14 protein-coding genes and 1 pseudogene are annotated in these 25014 nt (G+C 64.1%); 6 read left to right on the forward strand and 9 right to left on the reverse strand.

Translation table 11 applies throughout. The features are described 5' to 3' along the window. Positions 1-71 precede the first annotated feature (71 nt). Both EJ075_RS22800 and EJ075_RS33805 read left to right on the forward strand, forming a co-directional pair. Positions 72-620: a dihydrofolate reductase family protein gene (locus tag EJ075_RS22800; RefSeq protein WP_126105831.1), complete on the forward strand. Its 549-nt coding sequence runs from the start codon at positions 72-74 to the stop codon at positions 618-620. 104 nt (positions 621-724) lie between these two features. Beyond that, positions 725-823 (forward strand): annotated as a pseudogene (locus EJ075_RS33805) (IS5/IS1182 family transposase); the annotation flags it as partial. A gap of 111 nt (positions 824-934) precedes the next feature. Here the strand turns inward: EJ075_RS33805 and EJ075_RS22810 are convergent. Further along, a complete protein-coding gene (locus tag EJ075_RS22810) occupies positions 935-1384 on the reverse strand; it encodes an Rrf2 family transcriptional regulator (protein ID WP_006202816.1) in 450 nt (149 codons plus the stop codon). A gap of 251 nt (positions 1385-1635) precedes the next feature. Beyond that, entirely contained in the window at positions 1636-2622 is a 987-nt protein-coding gene (locus EJ075_RS22815) for a sulfate ABC transporter substrate-binding protein (protein ID WP_126105832.1), read from the reverse strand. Between the two features lie 271 nt (positions 2623-2893). On the opposite strand from EJ075_RS22815, the gene EJ075_RS22820 reads away from it, so the two are divergent. Beyond that, positions 2894-3175 (forward strand): DUF1778 domain-containing protein, encoded by a 282-nt coding sequence (locus EJ075_RS22820; protein WP_095482922.1) that lies wholly within the window; start codon positions 2894-2896, stop codon positions 3173-3175. Beyond that, entirely contained in the window at positions 3175-3651 is a 477-nt protein-coding gene (locus EJ075_RS22825; protein ID WP_126105833.1) for a GNAT family N-acetyltransferase, read from the forward strand. The genes EJ075_RS22820 and EJ075_RS22825 overlap by 1 nt, the downstream gene beginning before the upstream one ends. Positions 3652-3718: 67 nt before the next feature. Here the strand turns inward: EJ075_RS22825 and EJ075_RS22830 are convergent, their stop codons facing one another. From EJ075_RS22830 to EJ075_RS22860, 7 genes are all read right to left on the reverse strand, one after another. Then, positions 3719-4759, reverse strand: coding sequence for a sulfate/molybdate ABC transporter ATP-binding protein (locus tag EJ075_RS22830; protein ID WP_126105834.1), 1041 nt, complete (start codon positions 4757-4759; stop codon positions 3719-3721). A 68-nt stretch (positions 4760-4827) separates the two neighbouring features. Next, on the reverse strand, positions 4828-5712 hold the full coding sequence (gene cysW, locus EJ075_RS22835) for a sulfate ABC transporter permease subunit CysW (RefSeq protein ID WP_095482919.1): 885 nt from the start codon (positions 5710-5712) through the stop codon (positions 4828-4830). Beyond that, the gene (gene cysT / locus EJ075_RS22840) at positions 5705-6556 is read right to left on the reverse strand and encodes a sulfate ABC transporter permease subunit CysT (RefSeq protein ID WP_095482918.1); all 852 of its coding nucleotides are present in this window, start codon (positions 6554-6556) and stop codon (positions 5705-5707) included. The genes cysW and cysT overlap by 8 nt, the downstream gene beginning before the upstream one ends. Before the next feature lie 32 nt (positions 6557-6588). After that, the gene (locus EJ075_RS22845; RefSeq protein WP_126105835.1) at positions 6589-7617 is read right to left on the reverse strand and encodes a sulfate ABC transporter substrate-binding protein; all 1029 of its coding nucleotides are present in this window, start codon (positions 7615-7617) and stop codon (positions 6589-6591) included. A 244-nt stretch (positions 7618-7861) separates the two neighbouring features. Next, positions 7862-8587, reverse strand: coding sequence for a M15 family metallopeptidase (locus EJ075_RS22850; RefSeq protein ID WP_126105836.1), 726 nt, complete (start codon positions 8585-8587; stop codon positions 7862-7864). Position 8588: 1 nt separating this feature from the next. Then, complete coding sequence (gene pbpC / locus EJ075_RS22855; RefSeq protein WP_126105837.1) at positions 8589-10679, reverse strand: penicillin-binding protein 1C; 2091 nt, start codon at positions 10677-10679, stop codon at positions 8589-8591. Positions 10680-10937: 258 nt separating this feature from the next. Next, positions 10938-16418: an alpha-2-macroglobulin family protein gene (locus EJ075_RS22860; protein WP_126105838.1), complete on the reverse strand. Its 5481-nt coding sequence runs from the start codon at positions 16416-16418 to the stop codon at positions 10938-10940. Positions 16419-16793: 375 nt separating this feature from the next. Between EJ075_RS22860 and EJ075_RS22865 the strand changes: the two genes are divergently transcribed. Together EJ075_RS22865 and EJ075_RS22870 are read left to right on the forward strand one after the other, a co-directional pair. Then, positions 16794-18722, forward strand: coding sequence for an autotransporter assembly complex family protein (locus tag EJ075_RS22865; protein WP_126105839.1), 1929 nt, complete (start codon positions 16794-16796; stop codon positions 18720-18722). Further along, positions 18722-24772, forward strand: a complete 6051-nt coding sequence (locus tag EJ075_RS22870) for a translocation/assembly module TamB domain-containing protein (RefSeq protein ID WP_126105840.1) — start codon at positions 18722-18724, stop codon at positions 24770-24772. Before EJ075_RS22865 ends, EJ075_RS22870 begins: the two co-directional genes overlap by 1 nt. The last annotated feature ends 242 nt before the right edge of the window (positions 24773-25014 follow it).

The following is a 25014-nucleotide window of genomic DNA, read 5'->3' on the forward strand; positions in this document are numbered from 1 at the left end:
ACCAACATGCGCTTCCGGTTCGCGGGATAGGGCCGAGAATTCACAAAGGGATACATGAAGAGGGGGGTTCTATGAGAAAACTGATCATATGGGACATGATGACCGTCGACGGCTTCTTCGAAGGTCCGGACAGGGACATCAGCTGGTTCGTCTTCGAAGAAGAACTTGAGAACTACATTCGTGAGACCCAGGAAAAGGCCGACACGCTGATCTTCGGTCGCGTGACCTACGAGCTCATGGCAGCCTATTGGCCGTCCGAGCAAGGCTGGATCGCGGATTTCATGAACAAGATCGAGAAGGTGGTCTTCTCGCGCACGCTGAAAAGCGCCGACTGGAACAACACGAAGCTCTTCAACGGCAATGTCGCGGAAGAAGTCTCCAAGCTGAAGACCAGGGACGGCGGAGACATCTTCGTGTTCGGCAGCGCCGACCTCACGGCCACCCTGATGGAGCACGGACTGATCGACGAGTATCACCTCGGGATCAACCCCGTCATTCTCGGGAGAGGCACGCCGCTCTTCAAGGGCGGCCCGAACCGGACACCCCTGAAGCATCTGGAGACGAGGACGCTCAAGTCAGGTGTTGTCATCCTCCATTACGCGCCGGAGAGCAGACAATGACGATCGATCCGCTCTTTCCCGTCAACTAGGCTTTGCCGAAATGGGAGGGCCTGGGGAAGCGGCGCGCTCCAGACGATCGCCGGCCAAGGGGCGCAGCCGCCGTCGACCGCTTCGTGCGATGGCGGAAGGCAGGCGTGCGGGGCCGACTGATGGAGTGTATCACGGCTGCGCACGACGGCGAGATCCAGATGATCGACAGAACCTTCCGTTCGCGCCCACCAGCAGGCTGTGACAGCAAAAAAGGAGGTCCAGATCATTGTCTCGGTCAATGCGGCTTTGGCTCCGCGCTTATGAGTCTACGGCCTAAATTTAGATTAGATCTGCGACGTCAGTTCGACCGGAAAATCGTCATTGTCGGCATCGCGCATGGCGGCGAGGCTGCGATTGTCCAGCACCTCGGCGATCGCCTGGCGCACCTCCAGCATCATGTGCCTGACCTGGCAGGTCGCCTCGTCGCAATCCTCGCAACGCTGGTACTGCGTGCGGCTGGCGCAAGGGATCGGCGCCAGCGGCCCGTCGAGGACACGCACGACATGGCCGATCTTGATCTCGGAGGCCGGCCGCGCGAGGCGATAGCCGCCCTCCTTGCCCTTGCGGCTCTGGACGAAGCCGGCATTGCGTAACTCGCCCAGAATGGCATCCAGGAATTTCTTCGGGATGTTGTTGGCGACCGCAATGTCATTGACGAATGCGAGCTGGCCGACCGGCAGGCCGGACAGATGCACGAGGGCCTTGAGGCCGTATTTGCCTTTTTTGGTCAGCATGCCCGAGTCAACCCATGAAGCCCCAACCACCCGCGTCTGGCGGCTGTTTGTGTGCAAATCATGACGGTTGAGCCTTGCGATGCCGTTCGCGCAGACAAGCCGCCTGCTGACACATTGCGCGCAAACGCGTTGATTCTTCGTAACGTTTTTGGATGGCAGGCGCCCGGAAAGCGGGAAATCACCTTTCCGGAGCGAAAAACGAAGAAAGCCGGCAAAAGCCGACTTTCGTATCAGTTCGAAGATCGCTTGCTTCAGCGACTGCCGTAGGTCTGGTCGAGCAATCCGCCCGCGGCGAAATGCTCGGCCTGGACCTTGGCCCAGCCGCCGAAGACATCTTCCACCGTCAGCAGGCGGACATCGGGAAACTCAGCCTTGTATTTGGCCGCGACCGCCGCGTCGCGGGCCCGCAGGCCGTTGCGGGCGGCGATGTCCTGGCCCTCCTGCGTATAGAGGAAGTCGAGATAGGTCTTGGCGAGATCGCGTGTGCCGTGCTCGTCGGCGACCGTGTCGACGATCGCCACCGGAAACTCCGCCAACAGGCTGACCGAAGGCGTCACCTGCTCGAACTTGTCCTCGCCATACTCCCTGCTGATGCCGCGGGTTTCCGACTCGAAGGTGATCAGCACGTCGCCGATTTCTCGCTGCACGAAGGTGGTGGTGGCGGCGCGTCCGCCGCTGTCGAAGATCGGCACGTTGTTGAAGAGTTTGGTGACGAATTCCTTCACCTTGGCGTCATCGCCCTTGAAGGCTTCCTTGGCGTAGGCGGTGGCCGCGAGATAGGTGTAGCGCGCATTGCCCGACGTTTTTGGATTGGGGAAGATCACCTGGACGTCGTCGCGCACGAGATCGTTCCAATCCTTGATGTTCTTCGGATTGCCGGCGCGCACCAAAAAGGACGGCAGCGAATAGAAAGGCGAGGCATTGTCGGGGAAGTCTTTTTGCCAGTCGGCGGAGATAAGACCCTTCGAGACCAGAAAGTCGATGTCGAGGACCTGGTTGAAGGTGACGACATCGGCGCCGAGCCCCTCGGCGATGGCGCGCGCCTGCGCCGACGTCCCGGCATGCGACTGATCGATGGTGACGCCGGGGTGCCCAGCGATGAAGGCCTTGTTGACCTGCGCAAACAATTCGCGGCCGACATCGTAGGACGCGTTCAATAATTTGTCGGCCGACCAGGCTTGGGAGGATGCCAGGAACAGACCGGCCAATGTGGCGACGCCAAGCAAAAATCGCTTCATGAAAACGGGCTCCTGAAAATGTCGTTTGTCGAATGCCGCAGAATAATCGGACGATGCCCGAGACGACGAGGCATGCAAGCCGGATCTATGGTGTTGCTGTGAGAAAAAAGATTGCCGAGACAGCCCATTGCTAGGATTTTCTTCCAAGCAGAGTCATTTCGGTGTGTTCCCGCCACACCGCCGGTGCTTTTCCAATCACCTTCCTAGTGAGGCAATGAAATAGATACACATTGTGTATGCGGAGTGTTATGGTGGGAAAGAGGAGTCCTCAATGACAAAAACTGCACCTGAAACCCACGCCAAGCCTGTCAATCTGCGCATCCGAGAGGATGTGCGAGTTCTGATTGACCGCGCCGCGAAAATACGCGGTAAAACCCGCTCCGATTTTATGATCGATGCCGCCTACCGCGCGGCCGAGGACACGTTGCTCGATCAAGCGCTGATCAAGGTCGATCCCGAGAGTTACCAACACTATCTCGACATTCTTGACGAGCCACCGAGCGGCGAAGGTTTTGCACGCCTTATGAATGCGCCCAAGCCCTGGCAGGGCTGATGCTGTCGGCGCCCACGCCTCTTGCCGAGAACCACGATCTCGAACTATTCCAAAGCGGGACCGAGAGCCTGGATCAATGGCTTCGCCGCAGGGCGCGGGCCAACCAGGTCAGCGGCGCGTCGCGCACTTATGTCGTAACGGAAGGCGTGCGCGTTGTCGGCTACTACTGTCTGTCCTCGGGTGGGCTCGATCTTGCGGAAGCGCCAGGCGCCATTCGCCGCAACATGCCGGATCCCGTCCCTATGGCTGTGCTCGGGCGTCTCGCCGTGGACGCAAGCTGGCAAGGGAAGGGGCTAGGCGCAGCGCTCTTGCAAGATGCCGTTCTGCGCACCGGCCATGCCGCGACGATCCTCGGGATTCGCGGCATTTTTGTTCATGCCATATCGGCTGAAGCGAAAGCTTTCTATGAGCACTACGGCTTTGCTGCTTCCCCAAAAAATCCGATGACCTTGGTGCTCTCGCTAAAGGCGCGTTGAAAGGTAGTCGATGTCGCTCAGCATGAAGAGGCGACCACCATCAGCCGGATTCACCATCGCCTTGCGGCTAAGCGGCCGGAAAAAGCTTCCAGCGCCGCGGCCTGAATGCGACCCGGCTTTTCTGCGCCGCCGGATGGTCGACGGGTAGCTCGATCTCGACCCGCTGACGCTCGCCGCCGATTTCGAGCTCCACGCGTCTGGTGCCGGCGACGCGGCGGCTGGCGGCGACCGTGCCGGCAATGCAGCCATTGCATTCGTCCACCAGCTCAACATCGTGCGGGCGGAAGAACAGCGTCGCCTCGCCCTGCGGCGCCTGTGGCGCGGAGAGGCCGATCGGGCGATCGGCGATCCAGACCTGGCCGTCCTCGACCTTGACGGGAAGCGAGCTCGATTCGCCGATGAAGCCGTAGACGAAGGGCGAATTCGGCGTGTCGTAGATTTCATCGGCGGTGCCGACCTGCTCGATGCGGCCTTGGCTCATCACCACGACGCGGTCGGCAAGCTCCAGCGCTTCTTCCTGGTCATGGGTGACGAAGACCGTGGTGTGCCCGGTGGCGTCGTGGATATCACGCAGCCAGCGCCGCAACTCGCGGCGGACCTGGGCATCGAGCGCGCCGAACGGCTCGTCCAGCAAAAGCACAGCCGGTTCGATCGCCATGGCGCGGGCAAGCGCCACGCGCTGGCGCTGGCCGCCCGAAAGCTGCGCCGGATAGCGTTTTTCCAAGCCGGAAAGCTGGACGAGGTCGAGAAGCTCGGAGGCCCGGCGGCGGATTTCCTGCGCGGACGGGCGTGTCGGCCCGTGCCGGACCTTGAGTCCGAATCCGATATTATCGGCGACCGTCATATGGCGAAACAGCGCATAGTGCTGGAAGACGAAGCCGACATTACGCTCCTGGATCGACTTTTGCGACGCGTCCTCCTCACCGAAGAATATCTTTCCCCTCGTCGGTCGCTCCAGTCCGGCGATCAGCCTGAGCAGCGTCGTCTTGCCGGAGCCGGAAGGCCCGAGCAGCGCGATCAGCTCGCCGGACTTGATGTCGAGCGAAACATCGTGGAGGGCCGGAAACCGCTCAAACTCCTTGCGCACGTTGGCAACGCGAACTTCCATCAACCGTCCCTTTTTTGTCGATGCATGTCGTTATCCCAAAACCGCTATACACTTTTGGGCAACAGGCATTAATGTCCGCGCGTCGCGGCGATCTCGGCGCCGTAGCGCATTTCGAGAAGTGTTTTCAAGACCAGCGTGACGAGCGCCAGGCCCGCGAGTAGCGAAGCGACGGCGAAGGCGGCGGCGGCGTTGTACTCATTGTAGAGGATTTCGACATGCAGCGGCATGGTGTTGGTCAGCCCGCGTATGTGGCCGGACACCACCGACACCGCGCCGAACTCGCCCATGGCGCGGGCATTGCACAACAGCACGCCGTAGAGCAGCCCCCATTTGACGTTGGGCAGCGTCACGTACCAGAAAGCCTGCCAGCCATTGGCGCCGAGCGACAGCGCTGCCTCCTCGTCGCCATTGCCCTGTTCCTGCATCAACGGGATCAGTTCGCGGGCGACAAAGGGGAAGGTGACGAAGATGGTGGCGAGCACGATGCCCGGCACGGCAAACAGGATGACGATGCCATGCGCCTTCAGCCAGGCGCCGAGCAGGCCTTGCGCGCCGAACAAAAGCACATAGACCAAGCCGGAAATGACCGGCGAGACCGAAAACGGCAGGTCGATGAGCGTGGTCAGGAAGGCCTTGCCCTTGAACTCGAATTTGGCGATCGCCCAAGCGGCGGAGATGCCGAAGACGACATTGAGCGGCACCGAGATCGCCGCCACCAGCAGTGTCAGATGGATCGCCGAGCGCGTGTCTGGGTTGGTCAGCGCCTCCGTGTAAGCGCCGAGACCTTTTGCGAAGGCTTCGTTGAAGACGACGATCAGCGGCAAGAGCAGGAAAATGCCGAGGAAGGCAAAGGTAACGATCATCAGCACGGCTTTCGCCGGGCGGCTTTCGGTCACTGCCGCCGACTGGCTTTCGTGGTGCGGTGCGTAGGATTTGATCTCCGGGTCAGCCATAGCGCTTACGGCTCCACGTCTGCACCAGATTGATGACCAGCAGCATCACGAACGACAAAGCGAGCATGATTGCCGCGATCGCGGTCGCCGCCGCATAATTGTATTCCTCCAGCCGGATGACGATCAGAAGCGGCGCGATCTCGGATTTGTAGGGCAGGTTGCCGGCGATGAAGATGACGGAGCCGTACTCGCCGACACCGCGCGCGAAAGCCAGTGCGAAACCGGTGACAATGGCGGGCGCGAGGCCCGGAAGCAGAACCCGGGCGATGGTCTGGAAGCGGTTGGCGCCGAGCGTCGCGGCCACTTCCTCCACCTCCTTGTCGATCTCCTCCATGATCGGCTGGACGGTGCGCACGACAAAAGGCAGACCGATGAAGATCAGCGCGATGACGATGCCGAGCGGCGTGTAGGCGACCTTGATGCCGAGCGGTGCCAGCAGGCTGCCGAGCCAGCCATTCGGCGCGTAGAGCGTGGTCAGCGCGATGCCTGCGACCGCCGTCGGCAGCGCGAAGGGCAGGTCGACCATTGCATCGACGATGCGGCGGCCAGGAAAGTTGTAGCGCACCAGCACCCAGGCGACGATCGTGCCGAAGACGACATTGACCGCGGCGGCAATGAAAGCGGTGCCAAAACTGATTTCAAGCGCGTTGACGGTGCGGCGATCGGTGGCGATCGCCCAGAAATCGGCCCAGCCGAGCGCGGCCGATCGCCAGATCAGCCCGGAAAGGGGGATGAGGATGATGAGCGTGAGGTAGGCAAGAGAGAAGCCGAGCGTCAATCCGAAACCCGGAATGACGCTCGGCTGTCTGAACCGCCACCCCGCTTTTGCGGGTGCTGTGGTCATGTCGTCCTGATCTAGAGTCTAGCTTGTTAGGCCTACTGGGCCGGCTTGTAGATCTGGTCGAATATACCACCGTCGCCGAAATGGTAAGGCTGCGCCTTCTTCCAACCGCCAAAAAGTGGATCGTCGATGGTGATCAGCTTGATCTCCGGCAGTTTGGCGAGGTCCTCCGCCGGCACCAAATCGGGCTTCGACGGGCGATAGTGGTTCTTGGCGATCAGCGTCTGGCCTTCCTTGGAGTAGAGATAGCCCAGATAGGCTTCGGCGACTTTTCGCGTGCCCTTGGCATCGACATTGGCGTCGACCACGGCGACCGGCGGCTCGGCCAGGATCGAGGTCGGCGGGTAGACGATATCGAAATTGTCGGCGCCGAACTCGTCGAGCGCCAGATAGGCTTCGTTTTCCCAGGCCAGCAGCACGTCGCCCAGGCCCTTTTGCGCGAAGGTCACCGTTGAGCCGCGCGCGCCGGTGTCGAGCACCGGAACATGGGCGTAGAGGTTGCCGACGAATTCCTTGGTCTTGACCTCGTCGCCGCCATCCTTGGCGTTGGCATAGGCCCAGGCGGCGAGATAGTTCCAGCGCGCTCCGCCCGAAGTCTTGGGGTTCGGCGTGATCACCTGGACGTCGTCCTTGACGAGGTCGCCCCAGTCCTGGATGCCCTTCGGATTGCCCTTGCGGACAAGGAAGACGATGGTCGAGGTGTAGGGCGCCGAATTGTTCTCGAACTTGGTCCGCCAGTCGGGATTGATCTTCTGCGATTTCGAGACGATGGCGTTGATGTCGCCTTCGAGCGCCAGCGTCACCACGTCGGCGTCGAGGCCGTCGATCACGGCGCGGGCCTGCGCGCCCGACCCGCCATGCGACTGCTGGACGGTTACCGTCTCACCGGTCTCGGCCTTCCAGTGGGCGACAAAGGCCTCGTCGAATTGCTTGTATAGCTCACGCGTCGGATCATAGGACACGTTGAGAATGGTGGTATCGGCAAACGCGAAACCGAGTGTTCCGAATTGGACCGATGCAGCGACAAGGGCGCCGAGCAGTTTCCTGAAATGAGGATTGGTCATTTACGCCTCCGTTGAGATCACCTCAAATCTACCGAATTGGTAGAAATTAGATGCACTCAATGTTGCTTTTTTTGTCCCTCAGAAGCAATTTTTCGCTGATCTTTGGTTTCATGAAGAAATTCTTTCCTCTCGACGCCGGGGTGCCGAATCCGGGCTCATGAAGCGATCTATCTAGAGACAGGTCGCGCCTCGGCAATGGCTGGATGTGATCTGGGCGCGATTTGCTTTCGCGGTGGCCACAGGTTCAGTCGGCGGTGACGAGAAAATCGAAGCGCTGCTTCGGAAATGGCTCGTTTTCCAGCGTGAAGTGCCACCATTCGCGCGGATAATTCCTGAAGCCGCCGGCGCGCATGGTCTCGATAAGCCTCTTGCGGTTTGCGGTTGCTTCCTCGGCGAGCGGACGGTGCGCCGTTTCACTCATTGGGTCGAAACAGTCAAAGCCGGTGCCGAAATCGAGCATGTCGGCATCTGATACACCGCAGGCCGGTTTCGGGGTGGCGGTGTTGCGGTCGGCTCGCGCGATCGCGACATCGACGGTCGAGCCGCGCGAATGGGTCGACAGTTCGCCGATATAGCCCTTGGCGATGAGGTCCTTGCGCTTGACCGCCGGATACCATTGCGGGTCGGGTGGTCCGCCTTCCCTGGTCCATTCGCCCATATCGGACACCGCGCGCGCCGGGCGGTAGCAGTCGAACACGACCAGCGTCAGCCCTTCGGCAGCAATCGCTTTCTGGACGCCGGAAAGCGCTTCGGCGGCCTGCCTGGTGAGGATGCACAGCGGCGCATCATAGCCGCTCGCCTTGCGGTGCAGGAAATTGTCTGTGCCGGCATAGCGGATGTCCTGCCGGATGGTGCGGTCAATGTCGGCAAGGCGGACGAAGCCGGCGGGGAGGTCTGCGGAAAAGACGGGGACAATACCGGCAGCCAACAGCGGGGCGCAAAACGCAATGCGCTGAATCGCTTGGCGCATTCTATTCAACGAACACTTTCACGCTGGCCGCGCGCCCGGCCGCGTCGATCACGGTCAGGGTCGAATAGCCGGCGCCGTCCGGCTGCCAGGTCGCGGTGCGTCGCCGGTCGATGCCGACCAGCGGCTTGCCATTTGCCAGCCAGCGGAACGGCGCGCGGCCACCTTGCAGCTTCAGCACCAGTGGCGAGGCTTCGGCGGTAGTGGTGTCGAGATCGACGCGGGCGCCGTCAGGCGGAAAGATGATCGTCGGCGCGGGCTCGGTCGGCGTCGCCTGGACCAGCCCATCGGCGCCAGAACCGAAGCGCGCCAATGTCACCGGCAGATCGTCGCGCCTGGGTCTGACCACGCCGGCCGGCCGGCTTGGCAGTTGCACGGCGGCCAGACCGGCGCGGACAAAGCCCTCGAACAGGATGGGTGCGGCCGAGACATAGCCGGACAGGCCGGGCACCGCGCCGGCATCGGGACGGCCGACCCAGACGCCCAGCACGTAACGCCCGTCGAAACCGACCGACCAGGCATCGCGGTAGCCGTAGGAGGTGCCGGTCTTGTAGGCGATGCCGCGCTGGGCGGCGCCCTCCGGCGGCTTGACGCCCGACAATATGTCGGTGATCTGCCAGTTCGCCTGATCGTCGAGGATGGTAGTGGTGGAGCGTTCGGCATTGGCCGGCTCGGTGCCGTCATGCAGCGTGTGCGCCTTGCCGCCATTGGCAAGCCCGGCAAAGAGCTGGACGAGGTCGCGCAGCGTCACGCCGACGCCGCCAAGGCCGATGGCGAGACCCGGCGCCTTGTTGACCGGCAGGATCGGCGTGACGCCGGCCTGCCGAAAGCGCGCGAGCAGCCGCGCCGGCCCGACGGCGTCAAGCACCCTGATCGCCGGCACGTTGAGCGACAATTGCAGCGCCTGCCGGATGCTGACGTCGCCTTGGTAGCCCATGTCGAAATTCTTCGGCCGATAGCCTCCGAAATCCGCCGGACTGTCGTCGATCAGAGTTTCCTGCGCGACCAGTCCCTGCTCGAAGGCGAGCCCATAGATGAACGGCTTCAGCGTCGAACCTGGCGAGCGCACAATCCTGGTCATGTCGATCCAGCCGGAGCGGCTGGCGTCGAAAAAGTTGGCCGAGCCGACCTCGCCGAGGATTTCGCCGGTGCGGGCGTCGGCCAGCACCATAGCGACCGACAGGCGGGGCCCGAGCCTGGTTGCGGCATCCCTGGCCACCTGTTCCAGCCCTTCCTGAACGCTTTTGCGGATCGTCAGTTGCAGCTTCTGGCCGGGGACGGCCTTGGGCAGCACCGCATAGGCGGCGTGGGCGGCGAGCGCCGGCAGCGTGCGGCGGATGGCTGAAACGTCGTCGAGCGCGGCACGTGCGGCCTCGCGCTCGCCAAGCAGGCCTGATGAAACCATGCGCGCCAGCACCCGGTCGCGAGCGGCGTGAGCGATCGCGAGGTTGCGGTCGGGCCTGCGCTTTTCCGGCAATTGCGGCAGCGCGACGAGCAGGGCGGCCTCCGAGAGCGTCAGCCGCTTTGGCTCCTTGCCGAAATAGGCCAGCGAGGCGGCGCGCACGCCTTCGAGGTTGCCGCCATAGGGCGCCAGCGTCAAATAGCGTTCGAGGATCTCGCGCTTGGTGAGCCGCCGCTCGATCTGTAGCGCGCGCAGCATCTGCTTGATCTTCGAGCCGAGGCTGCGGCTGTCGCGCGGCTCTGCCAGCCTGGCAAGTTGCATCGACAGCGTCGAGCCGCCGGAGACGATACGGCCATTGGTCGCGAACTGACCGGCGGCGCGGGCCAGCGCCAGCACGTCGACGCCTTGATGGTCCCAGAAGCGCTTGTCCTCGTACGTCACCAGCATGTCGACGAGCTGTTTGTCGACCTGGTCGAGGCGGGTGGCGAGCCGCCAGTAGCCGTCCGGCGTGGCGAAGGCGCGCAGAAGCTGGCCGTCGCGGTCGAGCACCTCGGTCGACACAGTGGGTTCGGCCGGCAGCGGCGGCGGAAAGGCGCGGTCGAGCTGCCAAAGGGTGGCGGCGGAGATGGCCATGAGGCCGGCGCAAGCGGCGGCGGTGATGGCCGTTCGGCGTAGGAATTTTCTGGAGAGCATCGCTCCGCCCTTCTTCCTTCTCCCCTTGTGGGAGAAGGTGGATTGGCGCGCAGCGCCAAGACGGTTGAGGGGTGCTGGCCAGAGCGCTATCGGTGCCAAGCTGGAACACCCCTCATCCGACCGAGCTGCGCTCGGCCACCTTCTCCCACAAGGGGAGAAGGGAGAGCCGGCCACCTCGGCTCCCTTTCTGCAGCGCTGAAGATTGGCGAAATCCTTTGCGAAGGTGCCATCGCCATGTTCCTGTTCGCCATCGGCGCCTTACGGCGCCTTGACCTCCATCATCCCGGTCGCGGTGCGGGCCGAATATTGCGGCCGGTACATGTCCTCGACCGTTGCCGCCGGATGGGCATAGGTGCCCGGCGTCACCGCGCGCACGACATAGGCGAGCGTAATGTTGCGGTCGCCGTCGCCATCGTTCGGATTGAAGGCCGCGACGAAACGGTCGTCGCGGAATTCGAGATGGGCGGCGTCGGTCTGGGCCAGCCAGGAGAAGTTCGACAACTGGGCGCTGGAAACCAGGCCCGGATTGTCGATTTCGAAGCCGGCCGGCAGCAGATCGGTGATCACGAGCCGCGACGGCCACTTGTTCTGCTCGTAGATCTTGAGCACGACGACATAGCGTTCGTTCTGGGTCGCCTCCGTGACATCGGCTTCCGTGCCGTCGAGCTTGTAGTAGGTGCGGCCGATGGTGAAGCCGTTGCCGCTGGCCGGCAGTGGCTGGATCGGCGAGGCCACCGTGGTGACGACTGCCTGCAGCGGGTTGCTGCCGGTGTTGGCGACGGTCAGCGGGCTATCGACCAGGTCGCTGCCGGCGATCTGCTCCGAATAGGCGCCGACATGCGGTGCGCCATTGATGGTCAGCGCGATCGCATCGTTGCCGGCCTTCAGCGCGCGGGCCGCCAGCAGCATCCAGGACTCGTCCTGGGTGCTGGTCCATCTGACGGCGGCGCGTTCCTTCGTCACCAGCGTGATCAGCGCCGGCACGATCGTCGGCACCGGCTTCGATTCGGCGGCGAGCGCGAGCATCGCCGCGCCGTCACGCAGCGGCGAGCCATAGTCGGACCTGTAGTAGTCGTATGCGGAGGTCGACTGGGCCAGTTGCAGGGCGGCCTGGAAGGTGGCTTCCGAACGCTGCGTGTCGCCATAAAGCGCCAGGCCTGCCGCCAATTGGGCAAGGGCCATCGGGCTCGTAAAGGCTTCGAGCTGCGTGTCGGCATAGTAGCGCAGGTCGCCGATCGAAGCCTTCTTGTTGCGGGCCAGCACATAGAGCGCATAGGCGATCTCGCTGCCGCGACCCTTGACGTCCTGGTCGTAGCCGATCGCGTTTTGCAGATTGCTCAGCGCCTGGTTCATCGCCTGGGCCGGCACGTCGTATTTCTGCTCACGCGCCCGGGTCAGGAAATCAGTGACGTAGGCGTCGAGCCACAGGTCGCCGGAGCCCGGACCCCACAGGCCGAAGCTGCCGGCCGAGGCCTGATAGCTCAGCACCTTGTAGATGGCGTCCTGGATGCGGCCACGCAGGTCGGGGTCGCTGGCCATGCCGATGCCCGAGGCCATGTCGTTGACATAGAGAAGCGGCATGGCGCGGCTGGTGGTCTGCTCGGCGCAGCCATAGGGGTAGCGGTCGAGCGTCATCAGGAGCGACGGCACGTCAAAGGCCGCCGCCTGCGAAACGCCGACGCTGACCGAAGCGCCGTCGAGCACGCTTGCCGCCAGCAGCTCCTTGTCGACGCGCAGCGACCCGCCATTGCCCTTGAGGTCGACCACCATGCGGGTGGTCACCGGCAATTGCGCCGGACGCACCGGAACATAGAGCGTCTGTTCAACAGCCGTGCCGTCGGCATGGGCGAGCTTGATCGTGATCGAGGCGTTGCCTGGCTTCTCAGCCATCAGCGGCACGGTCAGCGTCTGCCGCTTGCCTTTGGCGAGCGTCAGCTTCTCGGGCAGGGCGGCAGTGCCGGTCGACAGCCCGCCGGTGGTATCTATCGACAGTGCATAGTCGCCCTCTGGACCATCGGTGTCGGCGACGTCGAGCCGCATGACGGCCGAATCGCCGGGCGCCAGGAAGCGCGGCAGGCCGGCAGTGATCACGACCGGATCGCGCACGATCACGTCGGACTGGGCATGGCCGACCCCGTCCTTGGTCCAGGCGACGGCCATGACGCGCACGGTGCCATTGAACTGCGGGATGTCGAAATCGATCCGCGCCTTGCCGCCGGCGTCGAGCTGGACCGGACCGGAGAAGAAGGCGACCAGTTTTTCGGTCGGCGGGCTGCCTTGCGACTGCATGTTGGCGCCGTCGCCGCCGGTGCGCAGCTTGCCTGACGTGCCCAGCGAGCCGTCGATCAGGCGGCCGTAGAGGTCGCGCACTTCAAGGCCGAGCATGCGCTGGCCGAAGAACCAGGTCTCCGGATCCGGCACCTTGTAATTGGTGAGGTTGAGGATGCCGACATCGACGGCCGCGACCATGACATAGGCATTGGCGCCCGGCTGCACGCCGGCCACCGAGACCGGGATCGACAGCTGCTGGCGCGGCATGGTCTTGTCCGGCGGCGTCAAGGTGACGGCGAGCTTCTTCGAGCCCGGATCGACCTTCAGCCATTTGACGCCGATGGCGCGCGCCGGCATGCGGGTTTCCTGCGCATCGCCCGGCCTGAACAGCGTTGCCGTGACATAGGCGCCTGCGCCCCAGTCGTCGCCGACCGGGATGTCGATGGTGCTGCCGCCTTCTGGAACGGTCGCGGTGACGGTCTTCAAGAGTTTGTCGGCACCAATGGTGACGAGCAACTCGCCGGCAAAATGCGGCGACACTTTGAGCTTAGCCACTTCGCCCGCCGCATAGGTATCCTTGTCGAGGGCGATCTCGAGGCCGTCGGGCGTTTCGGTGGTGGCGGAGCTGACATACCAGCCGGCGTCGAACTCGTAGCTGGTCGCCGGGCCTTCCGGATCCGATGTCTCGATCTCGAGCCGGTAGCGGCCCCAGTCGACCGGCAGCGAGACGGTGGCCTCGCCATCGGCGGTCAGGTCGACCTGGCCGTTGGCCACCGACTTGGTGAACGTTACCGGCTCATAGTTCCAGGAATTGCTCGAGCGGTACCATTGGTAACCGCGTTCGACTTTGACCAGCGACCATTGCGCGCCCTGCAGCGCCTCACGCTTGCCGTCAGGGTCGACGGCGACCATGCTGAACTTGGCCGTGCCGCCTTGCGGCACCTCGTCGCCGTCGAAATCCGGGCGGATGCCGATCATATGGCCTTGCGGCCTGATGCCGATGTTGAGCGAGCGTTCGACGGCGCGGCCGCCGGTCTCACGCATCCTGACCGTAACCTTGGCATCGACGAGCTTGGTGGTCGAGGGCAACTGGTCGACGGAAACCGGGAAGGTCGCCTTGCCGTCCTCGCCGACCACCGGCAGGCCCGTGAACGGAGTGACCGACGGTTCCGCCGACTGCTCGTCGGCGAGGCCGAAGGAATAGCCCTTGAAACGGTCCCAGTCGCGAGTGGTCGACAGCGTCAGCTCGCCTTCGAGCGCCAGCCCGGCGGCCGGCGCGCCATAAAGGAAGCGGCCGTCGACGGTGACATTGGCTGTTTCGCCCTGCGCGATCTCCTGCTTGTCGGACGACAGGTCGAACTCGATGCGATCCGGCACGAAATCCTCGACCAGGAACATGTGGCTGGCGACCGCCGCTTGCTTGGGATCGGTGTGGATCGCCACCGTCCAGGTGCCGCGCATGGCATTGGGTTCGAGCGGCAGGTCGACGGCGTGGCCGCCGGCCGACGCGCCGTCGCTGACGATGCGGCGGTTCTCGACGCCGTCGGGACGCGTGAAGATGAAGGTCAGCGGCAGGTTCTCGACCGCCTTGGCAGCGCCGTCGCGGGCAAGCGCTGCGACATGGGCGTCCTCGCCGGCGCGGTAGATGCCGCGTTCGGTCCAGGCATAGACGTCGAGCGCGCCCGGCGCCGGACGCCCGGTGACGCCACGATCGGACAGGTCAAAGCCGGCGCGGCCCATGTCGAGGAAGACGAAGTCGTTGTTGCCCTGTTTCGCCGTCAGCACGGCCGGCACCATGCCGCCGTCGCCGCGCGTCAGGCCGGGGTTGAAGACGGCGCGGCCTTCCGCGTCCGTGGTCGCGGTGCCGAGGATGTCATTGTTCCTGGCGAGCAGCGTCAGTTCAGCACCCGCGATCGGCTTGGCGGTTCCGAGCGAACGGGCAAAGACGTTCAATCCATCCTGTCCGGTATAGGTCGACAGGCCGATATCGGAGACAACGAACCATTGCGTGGCGCGGGAATCATAGTCGTCGTCATTCTCGTCGATCGGTTGTGCGGTCAGCACATAGACACCAGGCTTGCGCTGCGGCAGCGCCTCGTCGACCGGGAAGGAGGTGGTGACTTCCTTGTTCAGGTCGCTGGCGATGTCGAGCTGGCCTTGCCAGACCGGCTCGCCCATCTGATCGGAAATGTTGGAGATGTCGTAGCCGTCAAGCTGGCGCAGGAACTGGTAGCCCGAAAGAAGTTGGGTCAGCGAGCGGTCGCCGATGCGATAGAGCTTCATTTCGGCGGCGTTCATGTTGACGGTGACGATCGGGATGCCGCGGCGCGCGCCGGCGGGCAGCACAAAGCTGTCGCCGGTGAAACGGGCGGACGGGGCGCGGTCCTGCACATAGATCGACAGTACCACCGGTGCGGTGATCACCTCGCCGATGGCGGCCGGCAGGCCGGGGCGGAAGGTCACGTCGTAATGCTGGCCATGCTCGAGCCCTTCGACGCAGATCTGCTTGTCCTTGGCCTCGACGCCCTTGGGGGCGGCGTTGTCGACGGTGACGAATTGCGAATAGTCGACGCCGGTCTTGACCAGATCCTCGGAAAACTGCGCGCAGATGCGCGGCGCGCTGGTGTCGGCGTCTACCGTGTGATCGACGATGCGGAAGCCCTTGCGTGCCTTGAGATCCTGATAGGCGGCCGAGACCCAAGACGAATTGACCAGCGCGAGGCTCGCTTCGTAGGCCTGCAGGGCCGGCCGGGAGAGGTCGCGGCGATCGAGCCCGTCGCCGAGCAGTGCCAGTGCTTCGGCGCGCGTTTTTGTGGTGCGCAGCAATTTGTAGGCGTTGAAGGCGGCGGAGGTGGCATTCGCGGGCAGTGTGGAGGCCTCCGCACTGTTGGCGGTCGGCGGCACGGCGAGCGTTTCCCGCGCCAGTTCAAGCCAAAGCTGGCCGTCGTCGGGCAATACCGAAACCAAAGCCTCGTATTTTTGCATGGCCGAGCGGCGATCGCCGGTCTGCGCCGCTTGTTGCGCCGCCTGCTTCAGCGCCGCCAGCCCATCGGTAGGCTTGGTATAGGCCGGGCCGGTGAGCCTGTTGCGATATTGCTGGGCCTGGTCGGCCATCCAGGCGGGGAAGAAGGCGAGGTCCGGCGGCGCGCCGATATCGGGGTCGCCATCGATGTTGACGACCTTGCCGGCGACGGCGCCGTTGAAGGGTTTGAGCGTGTTATAGTCGGATTTGAGAAAACACCATTTGGCCTTGGGATTGTAGGTGAAGGCGCGGCAGGCGGGATCGCCGAGACATGTCGTCTTGCACTGGTCGAGGCTGACATTCTGGTCGGATCTGAGATCGAAACCGAAATAATCGGAATTGTCCGATGTCATCACCCGGCGTGCTTCGGCCGCTTGCGCGATACCGCCCCAGGCGAAAAAGAGAAGGAAAAGGATCGACAGACCACGAGCCGCGCGCATTGCCATAATACCCCTCCGGACACTGCTTACGCATCGGCCCGAAAATCGGAATCGACTTTCGGAAAGCACGATGCGCCACTTCAAAGTCTTAGAGCGTACTTTGGGCCTCCGAATGGACGCACGTCGCTCTAACGTCCAGACATGTTCAAGCTTCAGTCCAGCTTGTCAACGCGAGGACGCGGCAGGTTCCGCCTGCCAACGGTTTCCTTTCCGGCCGATGGCCGGTAGTACCTCCATGGACAGGGATCACGCTTTCTTGCGGCGACGCAGAAGGTGTGAATTCCAAGCCCTGTCTATTTCAGACAATTGGATTGTGGCTCCTTTACGAGCAATTCAGAAGTTCATTCCAATTTTAGCTTTGGGAGCTAGTGTAGAGTTGTAATGTCGGCGTGTGAAAGGCAGATGTCGGGAGGAACCGTGCCAAGGCGCGTGCTTTCGCACGCCCTGCTTTTCGCTTTGCTGTGCTCGACTGCACTGGTTGCCACGAGCGGAAATGCGGCCGCTTTCGAGATATTCGGCATCAAGCTGTGGGGGTCGTCGGACGACGAAGATGCCGATTTCGTCGATCCGCTGCGCTATGCGGTGACCATCGAGGCGCCCGACGCCGACGAGGATCTCGTCAAGAAGCTCGAAAACGCGTCGGCACTGAAGGCCGACGAAGAACGCCCGGTTTCCGGTTCGCTCGGCCTGCTGGCCAAGGCGCGCGGCGACCGCGATCAGCTTATCGCCGCACTTTACGCGGACGCCCGCTACGAGGGCGTCGTCACCATCACCATCGAAGGCAAGCCGCTCGACGATTTGCCGCCCGACGCCGAATTTTCGGGGCCGCAGCCGATTCCGGTGGTGATCAACATTGCGACCGGGCCGAAATTCACGCTTGGCGACATCAGGCTGGAGGGCGATGCGGCGGGACTGCTGGGCGCCAATTTCGGCCTGATCGCCGGCGGCGATGCCGGTTCCGGTGCCGTGCTCAAAGCCGAGGCGTCGATCGTGCGGGCGCTCAAAGAGGAAGGCAGGCCGCTGGCCGAGGTGACGGACCGCGAGATCGTTGCCGACCACGCCACCTCGACGCTCGACGTGACGCTAACCGTGGCGGCCGGGCCGGTTGCCGGCTACGGCGACACCACGGTCGAGGGCACGGAAAAAGTCGACCGCGACTTCACCGAATACATGACCGGCCTGGAGCGCGGCCGCCAATATTCGCCGGAAGAGGTCGACGAGGCGCGCGACCGGCTGCTCGGGCTGGAAGTCTTCAACAGCGTGACGCTGAAGGAGGCCGACAGCCTCGACGCCGACGGCAACATCCCGATTGGAGTCGAAGTGAGCGAGCGCAAGCCGCGCTACTTCGGCATTGGCGGCACCTTCTCCAACACCGAAGGGCTCGGCCTCGAAGGTTATTGGGGCCACCGCAATCTGTTCGGCCGTGCCGAAAAGCTGCGCATCGAGGGTGCAATCAGCGGCATCGGCAGCAACGACCTGACCGAGCTCAACTACAATGCCGGCATCATGTTCGAAAAGCCGGGCGTGGTGGGGCCGGCGTCGAAATTCTTCGCCGGCGTCAACACCGTATTGGAGCATCCCGACGCCTACGACCATTTCGCGGTTAAGGGCAACACCGGTCTGTCCTATGAACTCGACAAGCAGCAGACGGTTTCTGCGGAAGTCGCGCTCGACTATTCGAAGATCACCGATTCCTTCGGCAAGCACACCTATCTGATCGCGAGCGTTCCGCTGCAATATGTCTACGACAATCGCGACAGCCGGCTGAACCCGACGACGGGATTCAGGGCGCTGGCCTATGTCGAGCCGAGCTACGACATTTTGAACGGTGCGGCCTTCGTCAAGCTGAGGGGCGAAGGATCGGCCTATCAGTCGATCGACGCGGCCTCGAAGTTCGTCTTGGCCGAACGCGTCGCCATCGGCTCGATCATCGGTGCCGGCCTTCAGGACGTTCCGGCCGACCGGCGTTTTTATGCCGGCGGCGGCGGCTCGGTGCGCGGTTATGCCTATCAGGGCATCGGTCCGAAGGACATCGACGGAGAGCCGATCGGTGGGCTTTCGTACTTCGAGACCTCGCTCGAGATGCGCATCGCCGTCACCGACACGATCGGCGTCGTGCCGTTCGTCGATGCCGGCACGGTCTCGACCGAGCAGTTCCCGGATTTTTCCGACATGAAGGTCGGCGCCGGCGTCGGCCTGCGCTATATTACGCCGTTCGGACCGCTGCGCGTGGATGCGGCGGTGCCGCTCAACCGGGGTCCCGACGACCCGCGTTTCGGCATCTATGCCGGCATCGGCCAGGCGTTCTGATGACAATGTTCAAGCGCATCCTCCGCATTGTCCTTTACACGCTGCTCATCCTAGTGGCGGCGGTGATCGGTGCGCTCGTCGTGCTGACCAAGACCGAGCGCGGCCGCGACAATCTCGCCGGCCTCATCTCGACCGTGGCGTCGACCGATGACCGGAAGGTCACGGTAAGCGGCATCGACGGCATCTGGTCCGGCGCGCTGACCGTCGACCACGTGGTGCTGGAAGATCGCCAGGGCGCCTGGCTGGTGGCGCGCAAGGTGGCCGTCGACTGGTCACCGCTGGAACTTCTGTCAAAAAGCTTCAGCGCCGGCCGCATCGCCGCCGATCGCATCGAGCTGGCGCGATTGCCGGTGGCCGGCACGCAGCCGAGCCAAGGTGGTGCCACCACACTGCCGGTGTCGCTCGACATCAAGCAGATCGACCTGCCAGAAATTGCGCTCGGGCAGGCCCTGGCCGGCAGCGGCATCGCAGAGCTGGCGGCCAAGGGTGCGTTCAAGGCCGACGCGGCGCCACTGGCGCTCGAAACCAACCTCAACATCACCCGCCACGACGGCAAGCAAGGCAAGGTCGACGCCAACATCCATTTTGCGCCCGCCGACAACAAGCTCGACCTCGATCTGAAGGCGTCCGAGCCGGCGGGAGGCATCATCGCCAATCTGCTCAATTTGCCGGATACGCCTCCGGTCGACATCGTCGTCACGGGCACGGGGCCGGTCGCCAACTGGAGCGGCATCGGCACCTTCGTCGTCGACGGCCAGATCGTCACCCAACTCACCGGCCGCCACCAGCTCACCGACAAGGGCAACTATGTCGAGGCCAAGGGCGATGGCGACTTCCAGCGCTTCATACCCGACAATCTGAAACCCTTGTTTACCGGCAAAACCAGCTTCGACCTCGCCGGAACCGCGATCGTGACGGGCGGCGTCGAAGTCGAGCGCGCCAATATCGACAGCGATGCCGTGCTTGGCACCGCCGCGGGCATCATCGACCCCAATGGCGCCAGCGATCTTTCGGTGGAGCTCGCCGCCAAGGGTCCGCCGATTGTGCTCAGCCTCGGCACTGCGGCGCAGCCGGTGACCGTCGCGATCACCGGCGCCACGGCCCGCGCGTTCGGCGGCGGCAAGGCGCCGATCGTCGACATCGGCGCGTCTCTGGTCTCGGTGGTGGCGGGCGGCACGCGGGTGGACGATCTGACGGCTGAAATCCATTCCGACGGCTTCGACATCCAGGACCGCAGCGGACCGGTCACCATCAAGCTTGCGGCCGGTGGCCTGAACACGGACGTGGCGACGCTGGCGCCGCTGGTGACCGGCAGGGTGACAGCGGACCTCGCCGGATCGGTCAGCAAGGCCGAGATCGTCGTCGATCAAGGCACGCTGCGCAGCGACGCGCTCAACGCCTCGGTGACGTCAAGGGTGACGCTGGCCGATCTGGCGATGACGCTCAAGATGAATGCCGATGCCGTCTCGACCGCGCTGCCGCCGCAGATCCGCTCGGTTCTCGGCGAGCGTGTGACATTCTCGGCGACGGCGACCCGCGATCCGCAAGGCTCATTTGCCGCCAATGCGCTGCAATTCACTTCGGGCTCGCTCAGCGCCAGCGGCACTGCCAGCGCGACGGGCACCGATATTCAGGCCGACATCAAGGGCACGCTCGGTGACGTTTCGGTGCTGTCGCCCATGGTTGGCGTACCCGTCGGCGGGGCCGTCGATTTCGCGCTGACGGCGAGCGGCGCGCGCACGGCGCCGGATTTCTCGGTCTCGGCCGACAGCGACAGCCTGACGGCGTCCGGTCATACGGTCAAGACGATCAAGCTGGCGGCGACCGGGAAGGCCGACATCGCCAACCCCGCCGCCGATGTCTCACTGACCGGATCTGTCGACGACCAGCCACTCGATCTCAGGGCATCACTGGTCACGCGTGACGGAAAGCGTTCCCTCAACGGGCTTAGCCTGTCGCTGGCGGACAACAAGGTCTCGGGTGATCTCGCTCTCGACGACAGCTTGCTGCCGCTCGGCACGTTGACACTCGAAGCGCTCGATATCGGCCCGTTGGCCGCACTTGCAGGGCAGACGGCGACGGGCGACGTGCAGGGCAGCATCCGCCTCTCGAATGATGGCGGCGCGCCGGCAGTTGCGATCGATATGACCAGCGCCTCGATTTCGCGCGGCGATCTGGCGGCGAAGACCATTGCCGTCAACGCGCTGGTCGCCAACTACCTCAAGGCCCCGGCGATCTCAGGCACCATCAAGGCCGATACGGTCACATCGGGGGCCACCGTGGTCAGCGGGATCGGAGTCGATTTGAAGCGCGACGGCGACTGGACCGGGTTTTCCGGTGGCGCCACCGTGGCCGGCATTCCGGCCACGGCCAAAGGCCGGGTGAAGATCGCGGACGGCACGACAAGCGTCGAGATCGCCTCGGGCGAAGCGACCATCCGTGGCATCAAGGCAGCGATCGCACAGCCGTCGAGCTTGAGCATCGCCAATGGCGCAGCCAGCATCGAGAAGCTGATGCTCGATGTTGGCGGCGGATCGGTGTCCGTGTCCGGCACTGCCGGCCAGACACTCGACCTCGCGGCAGAGTTTTCAGCGCTGCCGGCCGCCCTTGCCAATGATTTTTCACCCGGCCTCGACGCCGCGGGCACGCTCGGCGGAACGGCGCAAGTGACGGGACCGTCGGCTGCCCCCGACATTCGTTTCAATGCGCAACTCAACGGCGCCGAAACCAGCCAGACGCGCCAGGCGGGACTCGGTCCGCTCAATGTCGATGCGGCAGGCAGCTTCTCATCCGCCAGTGGCATCGCCATCGATCAAGCGACGCTTACCGGAGATAAGGTTTCCGGCAAGGCCGCCGGCACCATCAATCCGAACGGCATCAGCGATTTTGCGCTCGACCTGGCCTCGACCGGCCCGAGCCTGCCGCTGGCGTTTGGCAGCACCGAAAGCCCGATCAAGCTCGAGCTGCAGGCGCTTTCGGTAAAGGCTGCGGGGCAGGGCACACAGCCGAAGCTCGATATCTCCGCTTTCCTGCCTTCGGTCGCGACGAACTTTACCAAGGTCGAGAGGCTCACCTTGGCATTGCACTCGGACGCCTTCGACGTGAAAAGCCGGACAGGACCGATCTCCGGCACGGTGACGGCGGACAAGATCGGCTTGGACAATCCGACCATCGCGCCGCTGATCGCCGGCAAGATCACCGCCAAGGTGGCCGGCAGTCTCGCCGCTGACACCTTCGTCATCGACAGCGGGTCGGTGACGGGCGACGCGCTGAACACCAGCTTCAACGGAAGGGTCTCACTGGCCGACGGCGCCATCGATCTCAACCTTAGCGCGGATGCGGCTTCCGCAGCGCTGCCGGCGGCAGCGCGCGGTGTGCTCGCGGAGCGGACGGAACTCAGTGCCGCGCTGAAGCGTGACGCCAATGGCAATGTCACCGCCAACGCGATCCGGCTGGTGTCCGGCGCGCTGACCGCCGACGGGCAGGCCAGCCTTGCCGACAACAAACTCGCCGCCGACATCAAGGGCGCGCTGGCCGACATCTCTCTTCTGTCCGGGGATGCCAAGGGCGCCATCGCTTTCGCGCTCAACGCGCAAGGCGCCGGCACGGCGCCCGACCTGTCGCTGACGGTGAACAGCGACCGGCTTTCGGTGGCTGAACGCGAGATCACCGGGCTGAGGCTCACCGCCACCGGCAAGGCCGATGCCGCCAACCCGGCGGCGAATGTGCAACTGACCGGAAATGTCGCGGGCCAGGCCCTGCAAGGCAGTGCCGTGCTGGCGACGTCCGACGGCAAGCGCGCCATCAACGGGCTTCTGCTGTCGCTCGGCAAGAACCGGATATCGGGCGACCTGGCACTTGATAATGCCTTCGTGCCTGATGGCACCGTGGCGCTCGACCTGCCTGATATCGGACCGCTCGCAGCGCTTGCGCTGGAAAAGGCGGAAGGCGACGTGCGCGGCACGATCGTCTTCTCGAAGACCGGCAATGCGCCTGAGGTCACCATCAAGGCTTCGACGGCTTCGATTTCGCGCGGCGATCTTTCGGCAAAGACGGTCACAATCGATGCGCAGATCGCCAATTATCTCGCCGCGCCAGTGATCTCCGGAAAAATCCGTGCCGACAGCGTCACCTCCGGCGGCACCGTCATTCGCGGCATCGATGTCGACCTCAAGCGCGAGGCCGACTGGACCGGCTTTTCCGGCGGCGCCACCGTCAAGGATATTCCGGCCAGGGCCGCCGGCCGCGTCAGGATCGCCAGTGGCACGACGACGGTCGAGCTCACCTCCGGCGAGGCGACCATGCGTGGCATCAAGGCGGCGATCGCCCAGGCCTCGACCATCACCATCGCCAACGGCACCACCAACCTGGACAGGCTCGTGCTCGACCTCGGCGGCGGCACGGCGACGGTCACGGGCAAGGCTGGGCAGGCGCTCGATCTCAACGCGACGCTGGCCCGGGTGCCGATCTCGCTCGCCAACAGTTTCTCGCCGGGCCTCGATGCCGCCGGCTCGATCTCGGGCACGGTTAAGGTGACGGGCGCGCCGGCCAATCCGGCCGTTGCCTTCAAGATCGACGCCGCAGGCGTCCAGACGTCGCAGACCCGCGGTGCCGGTTTCGGCGGCATGGGTGTTTCGTCCTCCGGCACATATTCGGGCAACAGACTGGCCTTCGACGCCGACATGAGCGACGGCGCCGGCCTCGGTCTCAGGGGCGGCGGCACGATGACGACATCAGGCACGCCCACCCTTGATCTCGACTTTTCCGGCAAGGTGCCGTTCGCCTTCCTCACTCGGACACTCGCTGCGCAAGGCCTGTCCTTGAGCGGCACGGCCGACGTCAATTTGCAGGTGCGCGGCCCGGCGACATCGCCGGTGATCTCAGGCACGGTCCGCACGTCAGGTGCCCGTTTGATCGATGCACGCTCGGGCCTTGCGATCAACGATATCGCCGCCGATGTCGCAATCGGCGGCGGCGTCGCCAGAATCAACCGCCTGACCGGCACGCTGTCGACGCGCGGCAGCCTGTCTGCCAGCGGCACCGTCGGCATCGTTCCGGCGCAAGGTTTTCCGGCCGACCTGACGGTCAAGCTCGTCGACGGCCGCTACACCGACGGCAGGGTGGTCACCGCCAATCTCGGCGGCGACCTGACTATCAGGGGTCCGCTCGCATCGGCGCCGGTGATTTCGGGCACGGTCAACCTGGCCAAGACCGTCATCACCGTTCCCGAAAAACTGCCGGGCTCGCTGGCGGCGCTCGACGTCAAGCACAAGAATGCACCGGCCGCCGTGCGCGCGCAGGACAAGGCGTTGCGCCCGGCGACGGCGAGCGGCAGCAGCGGTGGCAGCGGCCTCAATCTTGATGTCACGGTCAACGCGCCGAGCCAGATATTCATCCAGGGCAGGGGCGTCGATGCCGAGCTTGGCGGCTCGCTGCGGCTGACCGGCCCGGCGTCGTCGCCGCAAGCGGTCGGCACCTTCACCTTGCAGCGCGGGCGGCTGACGATCCTTGCCAAGCGGCTGACCTTCACCGAAGGCACGGTCGGCTTTTCAGGGTCTCTGGTGCCTTATCTCAACCTCACAGCGACATCGACGACGAGCAGCGCCACCGTCACCATCGTGGTATCGGGCGAGGCGACCAATCCGAAATTCAATTTCTCGTCGGTGCCGGCGCTGCCGGAAGACGAGGTTCTGGCGCAACTGATTTTCGGCCGCTCGATGTCGAACCTGTCGCCGCTGCAGATCGCCCAGCTTGCCGAAGCCGCCGCGCAACTGGCCGGTGTCGGCGGCTCGACGTCGCTGCTCCAGAACCTGCGCAGCGCGATCGGCGTCGACGATCTCGACGTCATCACGGACGAGGAGGGCGGCACCGCGGTCTCGGCCGGCAAATATCTCAACGACCGCACCTATGTGACGATCCAGAAAGGCGACAAGCCGGGTTCGGGCAAGGCGGCGATCGATCTCGACGTCGGGCGCGGCGTCAAATTGCGCGGCGAGGCCACCGACGCCGGCGAAGCCAAGGGCGGCGTTTTCTACGAGCGCGAGTACTGAAGCCTGCCGCCGCCGCCGTTTTTGCACGACATCCGCGATCAACTGGCGCCGTGCAGACCTTCGCGCATGACCCCGAAAATCGAAATCGATTTTCGGCAAAGGATTATGCGCAAAATCAAAGCGCTACAGCGTCCTTTGCGCGTCCACGAGGACGCGCGGCGCTGTAGTGAATGTCTCAGTTTAATCGATGCCGGATATTCGAGCGAAATCTGCCGGGCAATAGCAATTTTGCGCCAAGACTG

This window comes from Mesorhizobium sp. M6A.T.Cr.TU.016.01.1.1, from assembly GCF_003952585.1.
GTDB lineage: Bacteria > Pseudomonadota > Alphaproteobacteria > Rhizobiales > Rhizobiaceae > Mesorhizobium > Mesorhizobium mediterraneum.